The organism is Brucella sp. JSBI001 (assembly GCF_026014005.1).
Classification (GTDB): Bacteria; Pseudomonadota; Alphaproteobacteria; order Rhizobiales; family Rhizobiaceae; genus Brucella; species Brucella anthropi.
This window is the reverse complement of the sequence record NZ_CP110339.1, coordinates 3,844,009-3,859,998: the sequence shown is the minus strand read 5'-3', so window position 1 is coordinate 3,859,998 and position 15,990 is coordinate 3,844,009. Positions and strand designations below refer to the sequence as shown.

Here is a 15,990-nt window from a genome sequence, read left to right as displayed (position 1 = left end):
TTTAGATCGATTAGTGTATTATTTAAAACTAATTGGTGTTCAATGAATCGTTTTTTACTATGTGTTGTTTCTTTAACCGTTATTTCCGGATGTGCGTCGCAGGCAAATAAAATTGAACCAAGTTACGCATCATCAGCGGCTTATGGTTCTCTTTCCTGTCGTGCTCTCAAAGAAGAAGGTGTTCGTCTTTCTGCCAGCGCGGCGACGGCGGTTGGGCGTCAAAACTCGGCAGCAAAAAATGATGCAATCAAAACAGGCGTCGGTCTGGTGTTGTTCTGGCCAGTATTGCTGTTCAATGAGGGAAATGGTGTCAAGGCTGCGGAAGTTGCTCGTCTAAAGGGCGAGATGCAGGCTCTGGAACGAGCTGCAGGACAGAAGGGGTGCAACATCACGTTCCGCAATTCTTAGAAATCAGTTGGAGCTGCCGTTCCCGGCGAAAACTGCGTCAACTTTAGGGAATCAGCCAAAATCGGACAAGAAACGGCGCTTCGGCGCCGTTTTTGTTTTGGAGTTAATAAAGCACGCGCTCGTTGAGCTTGGTTATTTTCTCGCTGGCATCGGAAACGCCGTGCTCTTCCATGAGGCATGACCAGCTGCCGTCAGACCGCTTATCGATATTGAATATATTATAGCGGGCAGCCGGTTTATGGCCGCCGAAATTCTGGCTTGCAGACGGCACGCTGATAACGGGAATCTTGCCGTTCGGCCCGTCGATCTCGTAATGCGTGATAAGATGCGTATGGCCGTGAAGAACCAGCTCTGCACCGTGTTTGCGTATGATCTTCTGGAAACGGCGAATACCATAGAGGCGTTTATGGGCAGGCGTTGCACCATAGATCGGCGGATGATGGATCATCACAATACGGAAGAGCCCACGAGCGCCAGCTTCATCCAGCATTGCGGCCAGACGTTTTCCTTGTTCAGACCGGAAGTCGCCGCTCGCCATGAAGGGGGCCGTCGCACGCGCTGACGAAACGCCGATCAGCGCAATGGGTCCGCGCACGCGCATATAGGGAAATTGCGGGCGATTGTCTTTGTTGTCGATGCCGTCGCCGCGCATCCACGGTTCCCATTTCCGGCACGACTTGTCGAGCGCGCCCGGAACATAGGCATCATGATTACCGGGAACGACCGATACATCGTCCGGACTACCCAGTTTGGACAACCAGTCGTGGGCAATATCGATTTCGAGATTGAGCGCCAGATTGACGAGATCGCCCGTCACCGCGATATGATCCGGCGTTTGCGCCTGCATATCATCAATGAGAGTGTCCAGCACGGTTCCGTGCATCGCATTTTTGCGATTGCGCAGCCAGTTGATATAGCCGGTGATACGCTTCGATGCCAATTCGCGATATCGCACGCGCGGCAGAGGCGAAAGGTGTATATCGGAGATATGGGCGAGACGAAACATAAGGCCCATTTACTGGATAATGCGTGAAACCGAAACCTGTTTAGCGACTTTTTGTTGATGTCATTGCTGTTTTGGATAGAGGTATATTGCCTCGCGGAGAGACGGTATGCGCTTTCGTCATTTCATATTTCATACTTATTTTCTAATGCGACGTCCGATGACGCTGGGCGTCAGGGCTATTGTCTTCGATGAAAAGAAGAATTCCGTTTTTCTTGTGAAGCATACCTATGTCCCCGGATGGCAATTGCCGGGCGGAGGCGTCGAACGCGGCGAGACCTTCGGGCAGGCGCTGGAAAAGGAACTGCGCGAGGAGGCCAACATCGTTCTGAAAGGCCCACCGCAGCTTTTTGCGCTTTACAAGAATGCGCATGCGTCGCCGCGCGACCACGTGGCGCTTTATGTATGCAGGAAATTCGAACAGACGGCCCCGCGTTTGCCGGACCGGGAAATCGCAGAATGCGGTTTCTTTCCTCTGGACGATTTGCCGGAAGGGACGACGCCGTCAACCAAGCGGCGTCTGCAGGAAGCGCTTCACGATCTGGAACCGCTTCCGCTTTGGTGAAGGCACATTGGCTGCGCCTTCACCGTGACATGCGTAATTTTAGAAGCGGTAGGTAACACCCGTACCGATCAGCCATGGATTGAGCTTGGCCTTGCCGCTGACTTCCGTGCCGCCGATCAGGGTGGCATCGAACTTGGGCTCCAGGAACAGCTTCTTGACGTCGAAGTTCACGCCCCAATGCTCGTTGAGCATGTAGTCGAAGCCAATCTGCAGCGCGCCGCCGAATGCATTCTTGACCTTGAGATATTCAACGCCAGTCGCATCCTGATTGTAGAACATGGTGTAGTTCACGCCCGCGCCGACATAAGGCTTGAAGGCGCCGAAATTGGTGAAGTGATATTGCATGGTGAGGGTCGGAGGCAGAATCCATGCCTTGCCGATCTTGCCCAATCCGTCGATTGAACCGGCGCCATTGATATTGGCATAGGTCGTGCCGAGAATGAGTTCGGCAGCGAAATTATCGGTGAAGTAATAGGTGATGTCGAGTTCAGGTGTGATCGACTTCGAATAGTCGAGATCAGAACCCGAAATGCCGTTCACATAGCCGGAATTCTGGGGGATGACGCCGAGTGCGCGCACACGGATCTGCCATGGCGACAGGGCTTCCGGAATGGCCTGAATTTCAGATGCAGGCTGTGCTACCACGGCGTCCGCAGCAAATGCTGCCGGCGCGGCAAAGGTCAGCGCGGTTGCGGCCAGCAATCCCCTCGTGAAGCGGTTCATCTTCTCTCTCCTTAAGTCGTGTTCGGTCTTGTCAGTCTTGTTAGCCTTGGGGGGTAGTGATGTGTGCAATCTGGACCGCGCAACGAAACGCCCCATTGATCGAAATCAAAGGGGCGCAAGAGATTTGAGAGAGTGCTGATGTTCTAACAATAGTGTTGCAGGAAAAACGCAGTCCCGTTTGGTCAGGCTTTCGGAAACCGACCCCGGTCATGCGGCGCAGAGAAGTCGATCTCCGGTCCGAGCGGCACAATGCCCGTCAGATTGATGTTCTTGTGGCTGCGATAATAGTGGCCCTTGATGTGCTCCATGTTCACGGTCGAGGCCACGCCCGGCACCTGATAGAGTTCACGCGTGTAATTCCAAAGGTTCGGGTAATCGGCAATACGGCGCAGATTGCACTTGAAATGGCCAACATAGACCGGATCGAAACGCAAGAGCGTCGTGAACAGCCGCCAGTCCGCTTCTGTCAGGCGGTCGCCGGTCAGATAACGCTGGCGCGAAAGCCGATCCTCAAGCGAATCGAGTGCCGCGAACAATTGCCCGAACGCTTCCTCATAGGCCTCCTGCGTGGTGGCGAAACCGGCGCGATAAACCCCGTTGTTGATATTGGGGTAGATGAAATCGTTGAGGGCATCGATTTCACCGCGCAACGCTTCCGGATAAAAGTCGAGCGAAGCGTCACCGAAATCGTTGAAAGCGGTGTTGAGCATGCGGATGATTTCCGCTGACTCGTTGGACACGATTGTCTGTTGCTCTTTGTCCCAGAGCACCGGCACCGTGACGCGGCCGGAATAGTTTGGATCGGCGCGAGTGTAGATTTCATGCAAACGCTTTGCACCGTAAAGTGCATCGCCGGTGCTGCCGGTCGTGCCGTAGAAGGTCCAGCCTTCTTCCGCCATCAGGTAGTCCACGACCGATACCGAGATGACATCTTCAAGTCCCTTCAGGGCACGGAAGATCAGCGTGCGATGCGCCCACGGACAGGCATATGAAACGTAGAGATGGTAGCGCCCAGGCTCAGCCTTGAAGCCGCCTTCGCCCGTCGGACCGGCGCTGCCGTCTGCCGTTACCCAGTTGCGGAATTGTGATTTCGAACGTTCAAAGCGGCCTTTCGTGCTCTCGGTGTCGTACCAGACATCGTGCCACTTGCCATCGACCAGAAGTCCCATGTGATTTCTCCTTTTGCAAAGAGAATAGGGCGAGAACCGCCATTTTGCAGCATTGCAAGCCGTGAACAGTGCGTAACGGTTCCAAAAAGATCAGTCTAAGCCGCCATTTTGAAAAAAATAGTTTTACCTCTGTCCATTTTGGTGTAATGCAACTTCCAAATTGCGGTCATTCAAACGCCGACCGCCAAGGAGAACGATTAATGGAAATGCTTTTCATCCGACGATGAAACTTGAACCGCGCCCAAGCGCGGAATGCATTCCATTGACCTGATGGTCCCCGACTTCTCCTATTGCGATCTAAGCCCATGCAGCAGCTTGAACTGACCTACGCGCAGGAATGCCCGGCGCACGACATTGAAATCGAAGCCATCAATGCCGAAGCCTTCGGACCCGGCCGGTTTACCCGGGCCGCGCATGTTATCCGTGAAGGTGGTCCGCACGCCCTCGACCTTTCCTTCGTTGCGCTGATGGGCGGCATCGTCGTTGGCTCAGTACGGCAGACGCCGGTTATCGTCGGCAAGACGCCCGCACTCCTGCTTGGACCACTTGCTGTGCGGCCTGAGTGGAAGAAGCGGGGCATTGGCGGCAAGCTGATGCGCATGTCGCTGGAAGCGGCGAAGAAGGCCGGTCACAAGCTGGTTATTCTCGTCGGCGACGAGCCCTACTACGGTCCGTTCGGTTTCAAGATGGTGCCTGCTGGCTCCATGGTCATGCCAGCATCGGTCGATCCGCGCCGGATGCTTGCCTGCGAACTCGCAACCGGTGCGCTGAACGGTGTCAGCGGCATCGTGCGCCACGCCAACCGGGCAAAATAGTTAAATGAGGGGAAAGCGAGGGGCGGTTTACCGCCCTTCGCGATACCACATGCTGCCGAAGACGAAGAGCAGCAGGCCGAGCGCCAGGAAGCCGGAGAACAACGGCAGGCGATTGACGCTTTTCAGCTGCGTATCCGAGGTTTCACGCAGGCCAATCCAGTCGTTGCCGCTGGCGCTACGGTTGCCGCTGATTGCGGTAATCGTGGGAACCCGGACCGAACTATCGGCACTTGCATGCACGCGATGGACCGAGCCACCGGCCGCTTCAGCGAGCGGCTTCAAACGATCCGTTGTGGAGATACTGTCCGCAAATTCCGGCGCATCGATCGGCCCGACATGGGCCAGTGCTTCCAGATCGCCGTTTTTCACCCGGAAGATGCCGATCTCGTCCGTTTGCTGCGAACCTTCAAACAGGCCTGGCTTGCTGGGCGCAAGATTGACCTGCAATTCCTTGCCGGATGGGGTCGAGACGGTTGCAACACCCGGATTGTCGCCCATGGTCTGGCGGCGGATGGAAAGGGTGCGGCCATTGCCTGAGGCGGTCAGCGCCTCTTCCTCCAGTTCCGGCTCCTGCATCAGCCAATGGGCGATACGGCGATAGAGCGAAGCATAAGGGCCGCCGCCTTCGAAGCCGCGCGCCCAAAGCCAGCCCTGATCGGAGAGGAACATGCCGACGCGGCCTTTTCCGACGCGGTTGAGAACCAGCAACGGCTTGTTGTCCGCGCCACTCATCACTGTTTCGCCCTGCGGCGCGGTGATGTCGATGGTGCGGAACCAGCGGCTCCAGTGCGGCGGCTCCTGTTCGCTGCCATCAAGCCCGCGCGTGACGGGGTGGCGTTTGCCGATCGTCGTGAGGCGTGGATAGAACGCCTTTTCCGTCACGGCACCAGTCGGCATGGCGGGCAGGGCGCTATAAAGCGGCGTGCGGGCAATCGACATTTCGCCTGCATATTCCGGGCCGGCTGCGACCAGCAAGGCACCGCCATTCTCCACATATTGCGCAATGTAATCGTAATAGAGGAGCGGCAGCACATCGCGGTGCTGATAGCGGTCGAGAATAATGAGGTCGAACTCGTTGACCTTGTCCACGAAGAGTTCGCGGGTCGGGAAAGCGATCAGCGACAATTCGTTGATCGGAGTGCCGTCCTGCTTTTCCGGCGGGCGCAAAATGGTGAAGTGAACGAGATCGACGGCGGCATCGGATTTCAGCAGGTTGCGCCATGTGCGTTCACCATTGTGCGGCTCACCGGAAACGAGCAGCACGCGCAGGTTCTCGCGCACGCCGTCCACGGTTGCGACAGCGCGATTGTTGGTGTCTGTTACTTCACCGGGAAGCGCTGGCGTGGCGATTTCGACAATGTTGACACCGGCGCGCGGCAAGGTGATGGTGACGGGTGTTTCCTGCCCGACCTGCGCTTCTTCCTCGCTGACGGTTTCGCCATTGACGCGGATTTCGACCGGCGCAGGGCTGCCGAGGTTTTTGCCTTCATCGATCACCGTAAACGACATTTCGAGCGGCTTGCCGCTGATGCCATAACGCGGTGCCTTGTTGAAGCGGATGCGGCGGTCGAATTCGTCCGGCTTTCCGGTCACGAGACCATGCAGCGGCGCATCGAAGCCGAGCGCATTCTTGTTACCTGGGATGTCGTGCACCTGACCGTCGGTAATCATGATCGCGCCCGCGACGCGGGACGGTGGCACGTCGAGAAGCGAACGTGCCAGCGGCCCAAAAAGCCGGGTTGCATAACCGTCTTCGTTTTCGCCGGGCTTACCTGCTTCTACCACGCGGGTTTCAAACTGCGGCATGGTGGCAAGCTGGTCCTGCACCGCCTTCAAGGCAGCATCAGTGTCGGCACGACGGCTGCCGAGTTCCTGGCTCTGGCTGCGATCTACGACCACCGAGACCACGCTTTTCAGCGGTTCGCGTTCTTCATTGATGATGACGGGATTGAAAAGCGCGAGCGCAAGTGCCGCCGCAGCCAGCAGACGGATCAGACCGCCGCGCATCCGTAACGCAATCGTGGCCAGCACCAACAGCGCCAGCGGCACGAGGATGGCAATCAGCCAGGGCGTGGAGAGGAACGGTTCGAATTCGATATCCATTCTCACCTCCTACCGCCGTTCGCGTTCACGACGAGGGGAAAAGAGAAGCGGGATCGGGCGATGACGTGGCTGCAAAACATCATGCTAGTTCCCCAGCCGTTCGATGAGGTCCTTGGCGTGGACCTGATCGGATTTGTAGTTGCCGGTCAGCATATACATCACGATATTCACGCCGCCGCGAATGGCATAGATGCGCTGCATCGGATCGTTTGGCACAGTCGGGAGCAGCGGATTGCCTTGCTCATCCACAGCCCATGCGCCAGCGAAATCATTGGCTGTAATCATGATCGGCGTCACGCCGTCGCCGGTGCGCACGGGGCGCTCCCGTGGCGAAGCGTTCGGTGTCGAAGCCTCCACCCACAGTGGGCTTCCTTCATAGCGACCCGGAAAATCGGGCATGATGAAGAAGGATTTGGTCAGCACATGATCGTCAGGCACGGGTTCCAGCGGCGGAACGTTCATGCCGTCGAGAATGGCGCGCAGGCGCTGGTTGGCGGGTGAGGCGGACGGATCGAGGCTGGCTCCGGCCTGCAACTGGTCGCGCGTGTCGAAAAGCACGGTGCCGCCTTGCTGCATATAGGCATCGACATTGGCAATCGCTTCCGGGCTCGGCATCGGTGCCTGCGGGTCGATAGGCCAGTAGATCAGCGGATAAAAGGCCAGTTCGTCCTTGGCGGGGTCGACGCCGATAGGGTCGCCCGGTTCGAGTGCGGTCTTGTCCATCAGCGCGAAGCTCAAGCCCCGCATGCCTGCCTTGCTGATGTCGTCGGTCTGGGCGCTGCCGGTGATGACATAGGCAAGATGCGTCTGCGAGACGGAGTTGATGATCGCCTCGTCTCCGGGCTTGCTGTCGTCATGCACCTGCTCTTGAGCCCCAGACTGGGATTGAGTCTGTGCTTTTGCTTCGCCCATTCCGGAAGGAAGAAGGTTGAAGGCGAGGGAACCGGCCAACAGAACAGCTATTCCCGCCACCTTGGCACGCACTTTCATGCGGCGACGGAAGGCCCCGCGCAGCCACAGCATCAAAAGCGTATCGAGTGCGAGAAGCATTGCGGCGATCGCAAAGAATGGACCCGCCAGTGAAATCGACTGGTCCGATGTATAGGAGGCAGGTGTTATTCCGACGGAAAGTGTCGGCTGGGCAATGGGTTGCAGCTTGATGTTCGCACCTTCGAAGATGTTGAGCGCTTTCAAGCCGTCCTCATTGCCATAAAAGCCGGGCGGCGTGTTGATGCTGACGCTGGCCTGCTTGTTCTTTTCGACGATCAGTGGCTTGGCCTCGGATGTCGGCGGGGTCAGCGCGCCGGAAGCCGAAAGCAGCTGGTAGGGCGGCAGAGAGACCGAAGCCTGATTTTCCTGCGCGCCGGTTCTCTGTGACAGCGACACGATGCGGCGCAGCATTTCCACGAAGGAACCCGAAATGGGCAGGCTCGACCAGCTGGCATCGGGAGAGATGTGGAACAACACGATATTGCCGCGTCCGCGCTGTTCGCCGGTCACAAGCGGCGTTCCATCCTGAAGAACGGCGTAAGCCTTGTCGTTGAGATCGAACGACGGCTCGGCAAGAACCTGCCGGGTGACGGTCACATCATCGGGGACAGCCAGACCGGCAAAAGGTCCCTTGTCAGGAAAAATGCGCAGCTTCTGCGGTTCGGACCAGGACAGCGTGCCGCCCAAGGCGCGCTCGCCCTTGCGCAATTTCACCGGCAGAAGCGGATCATTGTCGCTGGCACCGGCAAGGCGCGGGCCTGCGAACCGCACCAGCGTGCCGCCGTCCTCGATCCATTTGGAAAGCTGTTCGGTGACAGGCTGTGGCAGCGTGCCGATATCGGCCATGATGAGGATCGACGGCTTTGCATCCAGCACTTCCGGCACGGATTGCAGAAGATCGGCAGAACGTGGTTCGATCAGATTGACATAGGGCGACAGGGCACGGGAAATATAATGCAGCGGCGAGAGAAGGGGCTGCGCCAGATCGCCGTCACCGCTGGCGATAAGGCCGACGGTGCGCCGTTCCGATCCTGCATCAATCAGCCGTGTTGCGCCTGCCTGTTCGATACCATCGACACGGATCAGGCGGAAATCGTTGCGAAGCTCCACTGGCAGGTTGAACCGTGCCGTGCCTTCCGCACTTCCAAGCGCGAAGGAAAGCGGCGCCTCGGCGATGCGGCGTCCCTTGTCGTCATAGGCAGCGGCAGTGAGCGTGCGCGGAGCCGATACGCCTTCCGGGCGGATGGCGACGGCTTCCAGACTGTCAGCCTTGTTGTCTATGCCGGTCAGCGCCAAAGTGCGGCTGAGGCTCGCGCCATACCAGAGAACGGAGGCGAGATGCCCCGACTTGTCCAGTTCTGCGAAGGTTTCCGCATCATCTGATGATGCCAGTCCGTCGTTCATGAAGGCAAGGCGGACCTTTGTATCCGCGGGCAAGGTGGAAGCCAGTCGGTCCATTGCCGACTTGCGGTCAACCGGGATCGGGCGCGGCTCCAGTGCCTGAAGGCGCTCGGCAGCACTCTTGCCGTCATAGGGGCCGATTTCGGCGTTGGCCGGTTCCGCCGAACCCACGATGTAGATCGGAGCATTGCTGCCCTCTGCATCGGAGATGAGTTTTTCGGCAGCATTGACCCGCTGTTGCCAGTCCTCGGCGGAAGCCCAGCCATTGTCGATGACGATGGCAAGCGGCTCATTGCCGGACAGCGCGACCGGACGCGGATTCCAGACCGGCGAGGCAAGTGCGAGAATGACGAGCGCGGCAATCAGCAGCCGCAGCAGCGTCATCCACCATGGACTTTTCGACGGCACTTCCTCGCGCTTGAAAACCTGCGCCAGAATGCGAAGCGGCGGAAAGGTTTCTTCCTGCGGACGCGGCGGCGTCATGCGCAAAAGCCACCAGATGACCGGCAGGGCGATCAGCCCCGCGAGAATGAGCGGCGAACCGAAGGCGAGCGGCAGAAAATTCATGTGCGCGCGCCTCCCGCTGCAGGCAGGGCGGCGCTCAAGTTTCCGCTGGTGCTCAGCGCATCGTGAAGCCGTGCCAGTGCTTCCGCCGTCGGCCTGTCTGTCCGGTGGACCGTATAGCTCCAGCCGAGCCGCTTGCAGAAATCCGACAGGGTTTCACGGCGCGCAATGTAGAGGCGGCGATAATCGTCCGCATAGGTTTCGGCCCGACCGGCGACGAGCGTGGCGCCGGTTTCAGGATCGCGGAATTCGGTGCGGCCCGAATAGGGAAATGTTTCTTCGGCAGGATCGGCAACTTCAACCAGATGCGCGCGGACACCGCGTTGTGCCAGACGGTCGAGAAGATCGGTCAGTTCATCGAACGGATGCAGGAAATCCGATACGAGGACGACTTCCGAAAAACGGCGGATCTGGGTGATGTCGGGCAGTGCTGCAACCGGCGCTTCGTGCATCAGCGCTGCCGCCAGACGTTCAGCTCCGTTGCGGGCAGAAAAAGGCTGGATCAGCGCCGGAAAGGCAATGCGTTCGCCCGAGCGCGATAAAAGTTCGGCAAGAGCGAGCGTCAGCACGAGCGAACGCGCTTCCTTGGAAACAGGCGCGAGCTGCGAGCGATAGAGCATTGAGGGCGAGAAATCGCACCAGAGCCAGACCGTATGGGCGGATTCCCATTCGCGGTCGCGGACATAGGTATGATCGTCGCGCGCGGAACGCCGCCAGTCGATACGGGCAAGGGATTCGCCGTCCACATAGGGGCGGAACTGCCAGAAATTTTCGCCGGGACCGCGTTTGCGCCGTCCGTGCCAGCCATTCATGACGGTGTTGACCACGCGCTGAGCTTCAACCAGCAGATCGGGGATAGCCGCTGCCCGCGCACGGGCGCGAGCAAGTGTCTCCTTGCGATCTGCGGTGGAAACTTCTGCGCCAATGACCATCAGACGGCAGCCTTTACCAAATTTGCGATGACGTCACGAATATGCATGCCGTCGGCGCGCGCAGCAAAGTTGAGCGCCATGCGGTGCTGAAGGACTGGCTCGGCCAGTGCCTTCACGTCGTCTACGGATGGGGCGAGACGGCCTTCATAGAGCGCGCGAGCGCGTGCGCAGAGCATCAATGCCTGGCTGGCGCGGGGGCCGGGACCCCAGGCGATGTGCTTCTTCGCATGGTCGTTATCGGCATCGGGACGGGCGGAGCGCACCAGCTTGAGGATTGCTTCCACAACGCTTTCCGACACCGGCATGCGTCGCACTAAAGTCTGCATTTCGATCAGCCGTTCGGCGTTGATGATCTCATAGGCCTTGGCCTCGGAAACGCCGGTTGTTTCCAGAAGAATGCGGCGTTCCGCATCCAGTTCCGGATAGAGAATGTCGATCTGCATCAGGAAGCGATCGAGCTGGGCTTCCGGCAGCGGATAGGTGCCTTCCTGTTCCAGCGGGTTCTGTGTCGCAAGCACATGAAACGGTGCGGGCAAGTCGTAGCGCTGGCCCGCGACCGTGACATGATATTCCTGCATGGCCTGCAAAAGCGCAGACTGCGTGCGCGGCGAAGCACGGTTGATTTCGTCAGCCATCAGGAGCTGCGCGAAGATCGGGCCCTTGAGATAGCGGAAGGAGCGGCGCCCGTCGGCATCTTGTTCCATGACTTCCGAACCGATGATGTCGGATGGCATCAGGTCGGGCGTGAACTGGATGCGCTGGCCGGAAAGGCCGAGCACGGTGCCCAGCGTTTCGACCAGCTTGGTCTTGGCGAGACCCGGTACGCCGACCAGCAAGGCGTGCCCGCCAGCCAGAACGGCGACGAGCGTGCGCTCGATCACGTTTTCCTGACCGAAGATCACAGTCCCGACGCTTTCCTTGATGCGTGCGATGTCCGCGAGCGCCCGTTCGGCCTCCGCGACGATCTGTTCGGGATTGGCGGTTTCAGGCGTAACGATAACGCTCATGTGGACCTCGCAATATGACCGCTCTGGCGGAAGTGCCTTATAAATCGCATATAGTGCTGACAAGCCGCGAAACGGTGACTATTTCATGACTTCGAGCATATTAAACACATTCGAGCAGGAATAACCGAGTCGGATGATAAAAAGCACCCCTGAAGGCAAAGACGCGCCGCAAAGTTCGATGCGCACCGCGGAAGGAACTGGCGGGCTGGAAGCCCTGATTGCGCGCGCCCATGCGGATGCGCAAAGCGGTCCGGCGACGAAAGAGCGCGGAATCCCGCCTGTTGAGCGCTGGAACCCTGACTTTTGCGGCGATCTCGATATGGAAATCAAGGCAGATGGCACCTGGTTCTATATGGGTACGCCGATTGGGCGCAAACAGCTTGTGCGGCTGTTTTCGACCGTGCTGCGCAAGGACGACGACGGCCGGACCTATCTCGTAACTCCGGTGGAAAAAGTCGGCATCCGCGTCGAGGATGCGCATTTTGTTGCCGTCGAGATGGAAGTGTCTGGCGAAGGCGATGCGCAGGTGCTGACCTTCCGCACCAATGTGGGAGATGTCGTGACCGCCGACGCGCAGCATCCCCTGCGCTTCGTGATCGAGCGGACAAGCGGTGCATTGAAGCCCTATGTGCTGGTTCGTGGACGGCTGGAGGCGCTGATTGCGCGTGCTGTGATGTATGATCTGGTGGCGCTGGGCGAAGAGATCGAAATCGACGGCGTGCCGACATTTGCGGTTCGCTCTGGCGGCGTGGTCTTTCCGATCATGGCTTCCGATGCACTGGAGGCTGCACTGCAATGAGTGAATTCCCAGCCTTTTCAGCCGGTGATTTTGCCGAGCGGGTTCGGCAGTGGCGTCCCAGCCAGGATGATCTGACGGGCGATCATTCGCTTAATCCCGATATTACACAATTAATGACGATGGCTAAGATGCGCGACGCCGCCGTGCTGGTGCCGGTGGTGGATCGCGGATCGGAGGCCACACTGCTTTTGACGCAACGCACCGATACGCTGCGCAAGCATTCCGGCCAGATCGCCTTCCCGGGCGGCGCAATCGACCCGGAGGACGGCACGGCGGAACGGGCTGCACTGCGCGAGGCGAATGAGGAAATCGGGCTTGCGGCGGATCGTGCGGAGATCATCGGCAACCTGCCGCGTTATCTCACCGGTAGCGGATTTTCGATCACGCCCATTCTGGCGGTGGTGAAAACACCGTTTGACGTGCATCCGAACCCGGATGAAGTCGCCGATATTTTCGAGGTGCCGCTTTCCTTCCTGATGAACCCGGAGAACCATCGGCGTGAAAGCCGGGTATTCAACGGCAAGGAACGCTTTTATTACGCCATGCCTTATCACGAGCGATTCATCTGGGGGGCAACCGCCGGTATCATTCGCGGACTTTATGAAAGGCTCTACGTTTGAGCGAGAGTATGAATATTTCCGGCAAGGCGGACTGGCTGAAAGCAAAGCCGTTGCAAGGCCTGTTCAAGGCGCTGAACCGCGATGGCGGCGAGGCGCGTGTCGTGGGTGGCGCAGTGCGCAACACGCTGCTCGGCACCAAGGTCAGCGATGTCGATCTGGCAACGACGCATTTGCCGCAGGATACGGTGAGGCTGGCAAATGAAGCCGGTTTCAAGCCGGTGCCGACCGGTATCGAGCATGGCACGATCACTGTTGTCGTGCAGGGCCATCCGTTCGAGGTCACGACGCTGCGGCAGGATATTGAAACCAATGGCCGCCATGCCAAGGTCGCCTTCGGCACCGACTGGAAAGCCGATGCGGAACGGCGCGACTTCACCATCAATGCACTTTATGTGACGGCTGATGGCAGCGTGATCGATGATGTGGGCGGGCTTGGCGATATTGAGAGCCGGACGCTACGCTTCATCGGCGATGCGGAACAGCGCATTCGAGAGGATTACCTGCGCATCCTGCGCTTTTTCCGCTTCTTCGCCTGGTATGGTTCGGGACGGCCCGAGGCTGAGGGCTTGCGCGCCAGCGCACGATTGAAGGACGGTCTTTCACAACTTTCCGCCGAACGGGTCTGGTCGGAACTGAAGAAACTCCTGTCCGCTCCCGATCCGTCGCGCGCGCTTTTGTGGATGCGACAGGCCGGTGTCTTGAATCTCATTCTGCCTGAAAGCGAGAAATGGGGCATCGACGCCATTCATGGGCTGGTGCGGACCGAGGCCGATCTTGGCTGGCAGCCTGATCCGCTGCTGCGGCTTGAAAGCATTATTCCACCCGACAGCGTGCGGATGGAGGAGATGGGCAAGCGGCTGAAAATGTCCAATGCGGAAAGGGCGCGGCTTGAAGCCTGGGCACGGGCCGATGCGGTCAAGCCGGAGCTTTCCGAGCAAGCTTTGAAGAAGACTATCTATCGCGGCAGCAAGCAGGCTGTGCTTGACCGCATTCGTCTGGCCTATGCGGCGGCGAGGGCCGATGCTGTGGGCAGCGACGATGCGATGATCCGCGCCGGTGGTTTCGCACGTCTTCTCGATGCTGCCGAACATTACGATGCGCCTGTTTTCCCTGTCACGGGCAGTGATCTTCTGGCTTTGGGCATTGAAAAAGGCCCCGGTCTTGGAGAAACATTGCGGTCTCTCGAAACTTTCTGGATTGACTCCGGTTTTAGTATTGACCGTGCCACGCTTCTGGACAAACTTGATCGCGGTTAGAGCGGTTTCGCTCTAACCGCTTTTTCTCAGGCATTTCCGAACACAAAACCGTGTCTCACTTTTGTTGGAAATGCCCTGAAAATGAATAGCTAATGGCTTGCTTGCAAATTTCAGCCGTAGTTTCATCGCTTTATAGCTGGAGCATGTTTCCCAAAAGTGGGAACCGGTTTTGGGGCGAAACATACCCAAAACAGGCCCAATACTGGCAAAGAAAACTTTTCAGCGCGCGTTTTGAAAGAATATGAGATGTCCAACCCCGATACATCGATACAAGACAAAGCAGCGACCGATCCGAAGCAGAAGTTTGGCACCGAAGGCATCGCCGCCATGGACCGGCCAAGCCCGATCACCCGTTTTTTCATGGGGATCGTATCCTGGGCCGAAGGTCTCAATCTGAAATATGCCAAGCTCGGCAATCCGCCCGTCTACGACAATGCGACTTTCCCCTGGTCCGCCGAGATCGAGAAGGAATGGCCTGCCATCCGCAAGGAGCTGGATACGGTTCTGCTGCGTCAGAGTGAGCTGCCTTCCTTTCAGGATATTTCGACCGATGTGAAAACGATCTCGACCGATAATCGCTGGAAGACATTCTTCCTGCTCGGTTTCGGTGTGAAGTCGGAACAGAACATCAAGGCATGCCCGGAAACCTGGCGTATCGTGAACAAGATTCCCGGCCTGACGACGGCAATGTTCTCCATCTTCGAACCGGGCAAGCATCTGCCGCCGCATCGCGGACCTTATAATGGCGTGCTGCGCCTGCATCTTGGTCTCATCGTGCCGGAACCGAATGACCAGCTTGCCATCCGCGTGGACAATCAGGTCTGTCATTGGCAGGAAGGCAAGGTGTTGATTTTCGACGATGCCTATGAGCATGAGGCGTGGAACCATACCGACAAAACGCGCGTGGTCCTTTTCGTCGACTTTGTGAAGCCGCTCAAGTTCCCGGCTCGACTGGTCAACTGGTGCCTGATGAACCTTGCGATCTTCACGCCGTTCATCAAGGAGGGGCTCGATAACCACAATGAGTGGGAAAAGAAGTTTTATGCGGAAGCCGAAAAGCTGCGCAACCAGCCGAAAAACTGAACGGTTTGACAGCGGCGCTCAGCGCTTATAAATGTGCAGGAGGGCTTATCGCCCTCCTGTTTTTATGTGTTCCCTGCCGCACTGCCATTTTGGGTTTTGCCGGGAATACCATGACGAGGAATTGTTGATGCCGGAGATTGTAGGAAGCCTTTGATCGTTCCGAACAAGCTGCAAGATGGCAGGCGCTGAGAGCGTCTGACTGGCAGTGTTCAGGAGCGGAAACGGCATTGGCCGTGGATGGTTCACCATCCGCGAGAGCTGATGCTTGTCATGGTTTCCATCCAGGCAAGAACAACAATGAATATCTCACGCATGGAACAGCGCGTCTTGCACGTGCTGGCGCAGGGCGGTTACATCCGCCATCTGCGCGAAGACGGACATATCTGCGAAATCGAATGCTTTACCCGTGAAGGCTATCTGCTTTCCGATTGCACGATGGCAGTTTTCCAGCAATTGCGCCGTAAGCGGCTGATCGAATCCCGAATGGGCAGTCCTTATCGCATCTCGTTCAAAGGGCGCGAAAATGTTCGCGCTCAGCTCAATAACCGGTGA

15 protein-coding genes are annotated in these 15,990 nt (G+C 58.1%); 8 read left to right on the top strand and 7 right to left on the bottom strand.

What is annotated here, in order from left to right:
* The first annotated feature begins 42 nt into the window (after positions 1-42).
* A complete protein-coding gene (locus tag LJ361_RS18310; RefSeq protein WP_010659585.1) occupies positions 43-408 on the top strand; it encodes a hypothetical protein in 366 nt (121 codons plus the stop codon).
* Positions 409-511: 103 nt separating this feature from the next.
* Here LJ361_RS18310 and LJ361_RS18305 read toward each other — a convergent pair whose 3' ends face one another.
* Positions 512-1,414 (bottom strand): metallophosphoesterase family protein, encoded by a 903-nt coding sequence (locus LJ361_RS18305; RefSeq protein WP_010659586.1) that lies wholly within the window; start codon positions 1,412-1,414, stop codon positions 512-514.
* A gap of 106 nt (positions 1,415-1,520) precedes the next feature.
* On the opposite strand from LJ361_RS18305, the gene LJ361_RS18300 reads away from it, so the two are divergent.
* Complete coding sequence (locus LJ361_RS18300; protein ID WP_010659587.1) at positions 1,521-1,976, top strand: NUDIX domain-containing protein; 456 nt, start codon at positions 1,521-1,523, stop codon at positions 1,974-1,976.
* A gap of 39 nt (positions 1,977-2,015) precedes the next feature.
* On the opposite strand, the gene LJ361_RS18295 is transcribed toward LJ361_RS18300, so the two are convergent.
* Together LJ361_RS18295 and LJ361_RS18290 are read right to left on the bottom strand one after the other, a co-directional pair.
* Positions 2,016-2,699, bottom strand: a complete 684-nt coding sequence (locus tag LJ361_RS18295; RefSeq protein WP_010659588.1) for an OmpW/AlkL family protein — start codon at positions 2,697-2,699, stop codon at positions 2,016-2,018.
* Positions 2,700-2,881: 182 nt separating this feature from the next.
* Positions 2,882-3,868 carry a glutathione S-transferase family protein gene (locus tag LJ361_RS18290; RefSeq protein ID WP_264812076.1) on the bottom strand — a complete coding sequence of 329 codons (987 nt, stop codon included), beginning with the start codon at positions 3,866-3,868 and terminating at the stop codon, positions 2,882-2,884.
* A 305-nt stretch (positions 3,869-4,173) separates the two neighbouring features.
* Here LJ361_RS18290 and LJ361_RS18285 point away from each other — a divergent pair, with 305 nt between their 5' ends.
* Positions 4,174-4,683, top strand: a complete 510-nt coding sequence (locus tag LJ361_RS18285) for a GNAT family N-acetyltransferase (protein WP_264812075.1) — start codon at positions 4,174-4,176, stop codon at positions 4,681-4,683.
* A 27-nt stretch (positions 4,684-4,710) separates the two neighbouring features.
* Here LJ361_RS18285 and LJ361_RS18280 read toward each other — a convergent pair whose 3' ends face one another.
* From LJ361_RS18280 to LJ361_RS18265, 4 genes are all read right to left on the bottom strand, one after another.
* The gene (locus LJ361_RS18280) at positions 4,711-6,786 is read right to left on the bottom strand and encodes a glutamine amidotransferase (protein WP_010659591.1); all 2,076 of its coding nucleotides are present in this window, start codon (positions 6,784-6,786) and stop codon (positions 4,711-4,713) included.
* Between the two features lie 84 nt (positions 6,787-6,870).
* The gene (locus LJ361_RS18275) at positions 6,871-9,744 is read right to left on the bottom strand and encodes a DUF4159 domain-containing protein (protein WP_010659592.1); all 2,874 of its coding nucleotides are present in this window, start codon (positions 9,742-9,744) and stop codon (positions 6,871-6,873) included.
* Positions 9,741-10,673: a DUF58 domain-containing protein gene (locus tag LJ361_RS18270; RefSeq protein WP_010659593.1), complete on the bottom strand. Its 933-nt coding sequence runs from the start codon at positions 10,671-10,673 to the stop codon at positions 9,741-9,743. The genes LJ361_RS18275 and LJ361_RS18270 overlap by 4 nt, the downstream gene beginning before the upstream one ends.
* The gene (locus LJ361_RS18265) at positions 10,673-11,680 is read right to left on the bottom strand and encodes an AAA family ATPase (RefSeq protein ID WP_010659594.1); all 1,008 of its coding nucleotides are present in this window, start codon (positions 11,678-11,680) and stop codon (positions 10,673-10,675) included. Before LJ361_RS18265 ends, LJ361_RS18270 begins: the two co-directional genes overlap by 1 nt.
* 133 nt (positions 11,681-11,813) lie before the next feature.
* On the opposite strand from LJ361_RS18265, the gene LJ361_RS18260 reads away from it, so the two are divergent.
* The 5 genes from LJ361_RS18260 (at position 11,814) to LJ361_RS18240 (ending at position 15,990) form a co-directional block, all read left to right on the top strand.
* A complete protein-coding gene (locus LJ361_RS18260; protein WP_264812074.1) occupies positions 11,814-12,479 on the top strand; it encodes a DUF1285 domain-containing protein in 666 nt (221 codons plus the stop codon).
* Positions 12,476-13,099, top strand: a complete 624-nt coding sequence (locus tag LJ361_RS18255; RefSeq protein ID WP_010659596.1) for a CoA pyrophosphatase — start codon at positions 12,476-12,478, stop codon at positions 13,097-13,099. Before LJ361_RS18260 ends, LJ361_RS18255 begins: the two co-directional genes overlap by 4 nt.
* Positions 13,096-14,355, top strand: coding sequence for a CCA tRNA nucleotidyltransferase (locus LJ361_RS18250; RefSeq protein WP_029376055.1), 1,260 nt, complete (start codon positions 13,096-13,098; stop codon positions 14,353-14,355). The genes LJ361_RS18255 and LJ361_RS18250 overlap by 4 nt, the downstream gene beginning before the upstream one ends.
* Before the next feature lie 246 nt (positions 14,356-14,601).
* A complete protein-coding gene (locus tag LJ361_RS18245) occupies positions 14,602-15,438 on the top strand; it encodes an aspartyl/asparaginyl beta-hydroxylase domain-containing protein (RefSeq protein ID WP_010659598.1) in 837 nt (278 codons plus the stop codon).
* A 297-nt stretch (positions 15,439-15,735) separates the two neighbouring features.
* A complete protein-coding gene (locus LJ361_RS18240; protein WP_010659599.1) occupies positions 15,736-15,990 on the top strand; it encodes a YjhX family toxin in 255 nt (84 codons plus the stop codon).

Coding starts and splice junctions, on each gene's coding strand:
- LJ361_RS18310 (WP_010659585.1), top strand. CDS start 43: ATGAATCGTTTTTTACTATGTGTTGTTTCTTTAACCGTTATTTCCGGA.
- LJ361_RS18305 (WP_010659586.1), bottom strand. CDS start 1,414: ATGTTTCGTCTCGCCCATATCTCCGATATACACCTTTCGCCTCTGCCG.
- LJ361_RS18300 (WP_010659587.1), top strand. CDS start 1,521: ATGCGCTTTCGTCATTTCATATTTCATACTTATTTTCTAATGCGACGT.
- LJ361_RS18295 (WP_010659588.1), bottom strand. CDS start 2,699: ATGAACCGCTTCACGAGGGGATTGCTGGCCGCAACCGCGCTGACCTTT.
- LJ361_RS18290 (WP_264812076.1), bottom strand. CDS start 3,868: ATGGGACTTCTGGTCGATGGCAAGTGGCACGATGTCTGGTACGACACC.
- LJ361_RS18285 (WP_264812075.1), top strand. CDS start 4,174: ATGCAGCAGCTTGAACTGACCTACGCGCAGGAATGCCCGGCGCACGAC.
- LJ361_RS18280 (WP_010659591.1), bottom strand. CDS start 6,786: ATGGATATCGAATTCGAACCGTTCCTCTCCACGCCCTGGCTGATTGCC.
- LJ361_RS18275 (WP_010659592.1), bottom strand. CDS start 9,744: ATGAATTTTCTGCCGCTCGCCTTCGGTTCGCCGCTCATTCTCGCGGGG.
- LJ361_RS18270 (WP_010659593.1), bottom strand. CDS start 10,673: ATGGTCATTGGCGCAGAAGTTTCCACCGCAGATCGCAAGGAGACACTT.
- LJ361_RS18265 (WP_010659594.1), bottom strand. CDS start 11,680: ATGAGCGTTATCGTTACGCCTGAAACCGCCAATCCCGAACAGATCGTC.
- LJ361_RS18260 (WP_264812074.1), top strand. CDS start 11,814: ATGATAAAAAGCACCCCTGAAGGCAAAGACGCGCCGCAAAGTTCGATG.
- LJ361_RS18255 (WP_010659596.1), top strand. CDS start 12,476: ATGAGTGAATTCCCAGCCTTTTCAGCCGGTGATTTTGCCGAGCGGGTT.
- LJ361_RS18245 (WP_010659598.1), top strand. CDS start 14,602: ATGTCCAACCCCGATACATCGATACAAGACAAAGCAGCGACCGATCCG.
- LJ361_RS18240 (WP_010659599.1), top strand. CDS start 15,736: ATGAATATCTCACGCATGGAACAGCGCGTCTTGCACGTGCTGGCGCAG.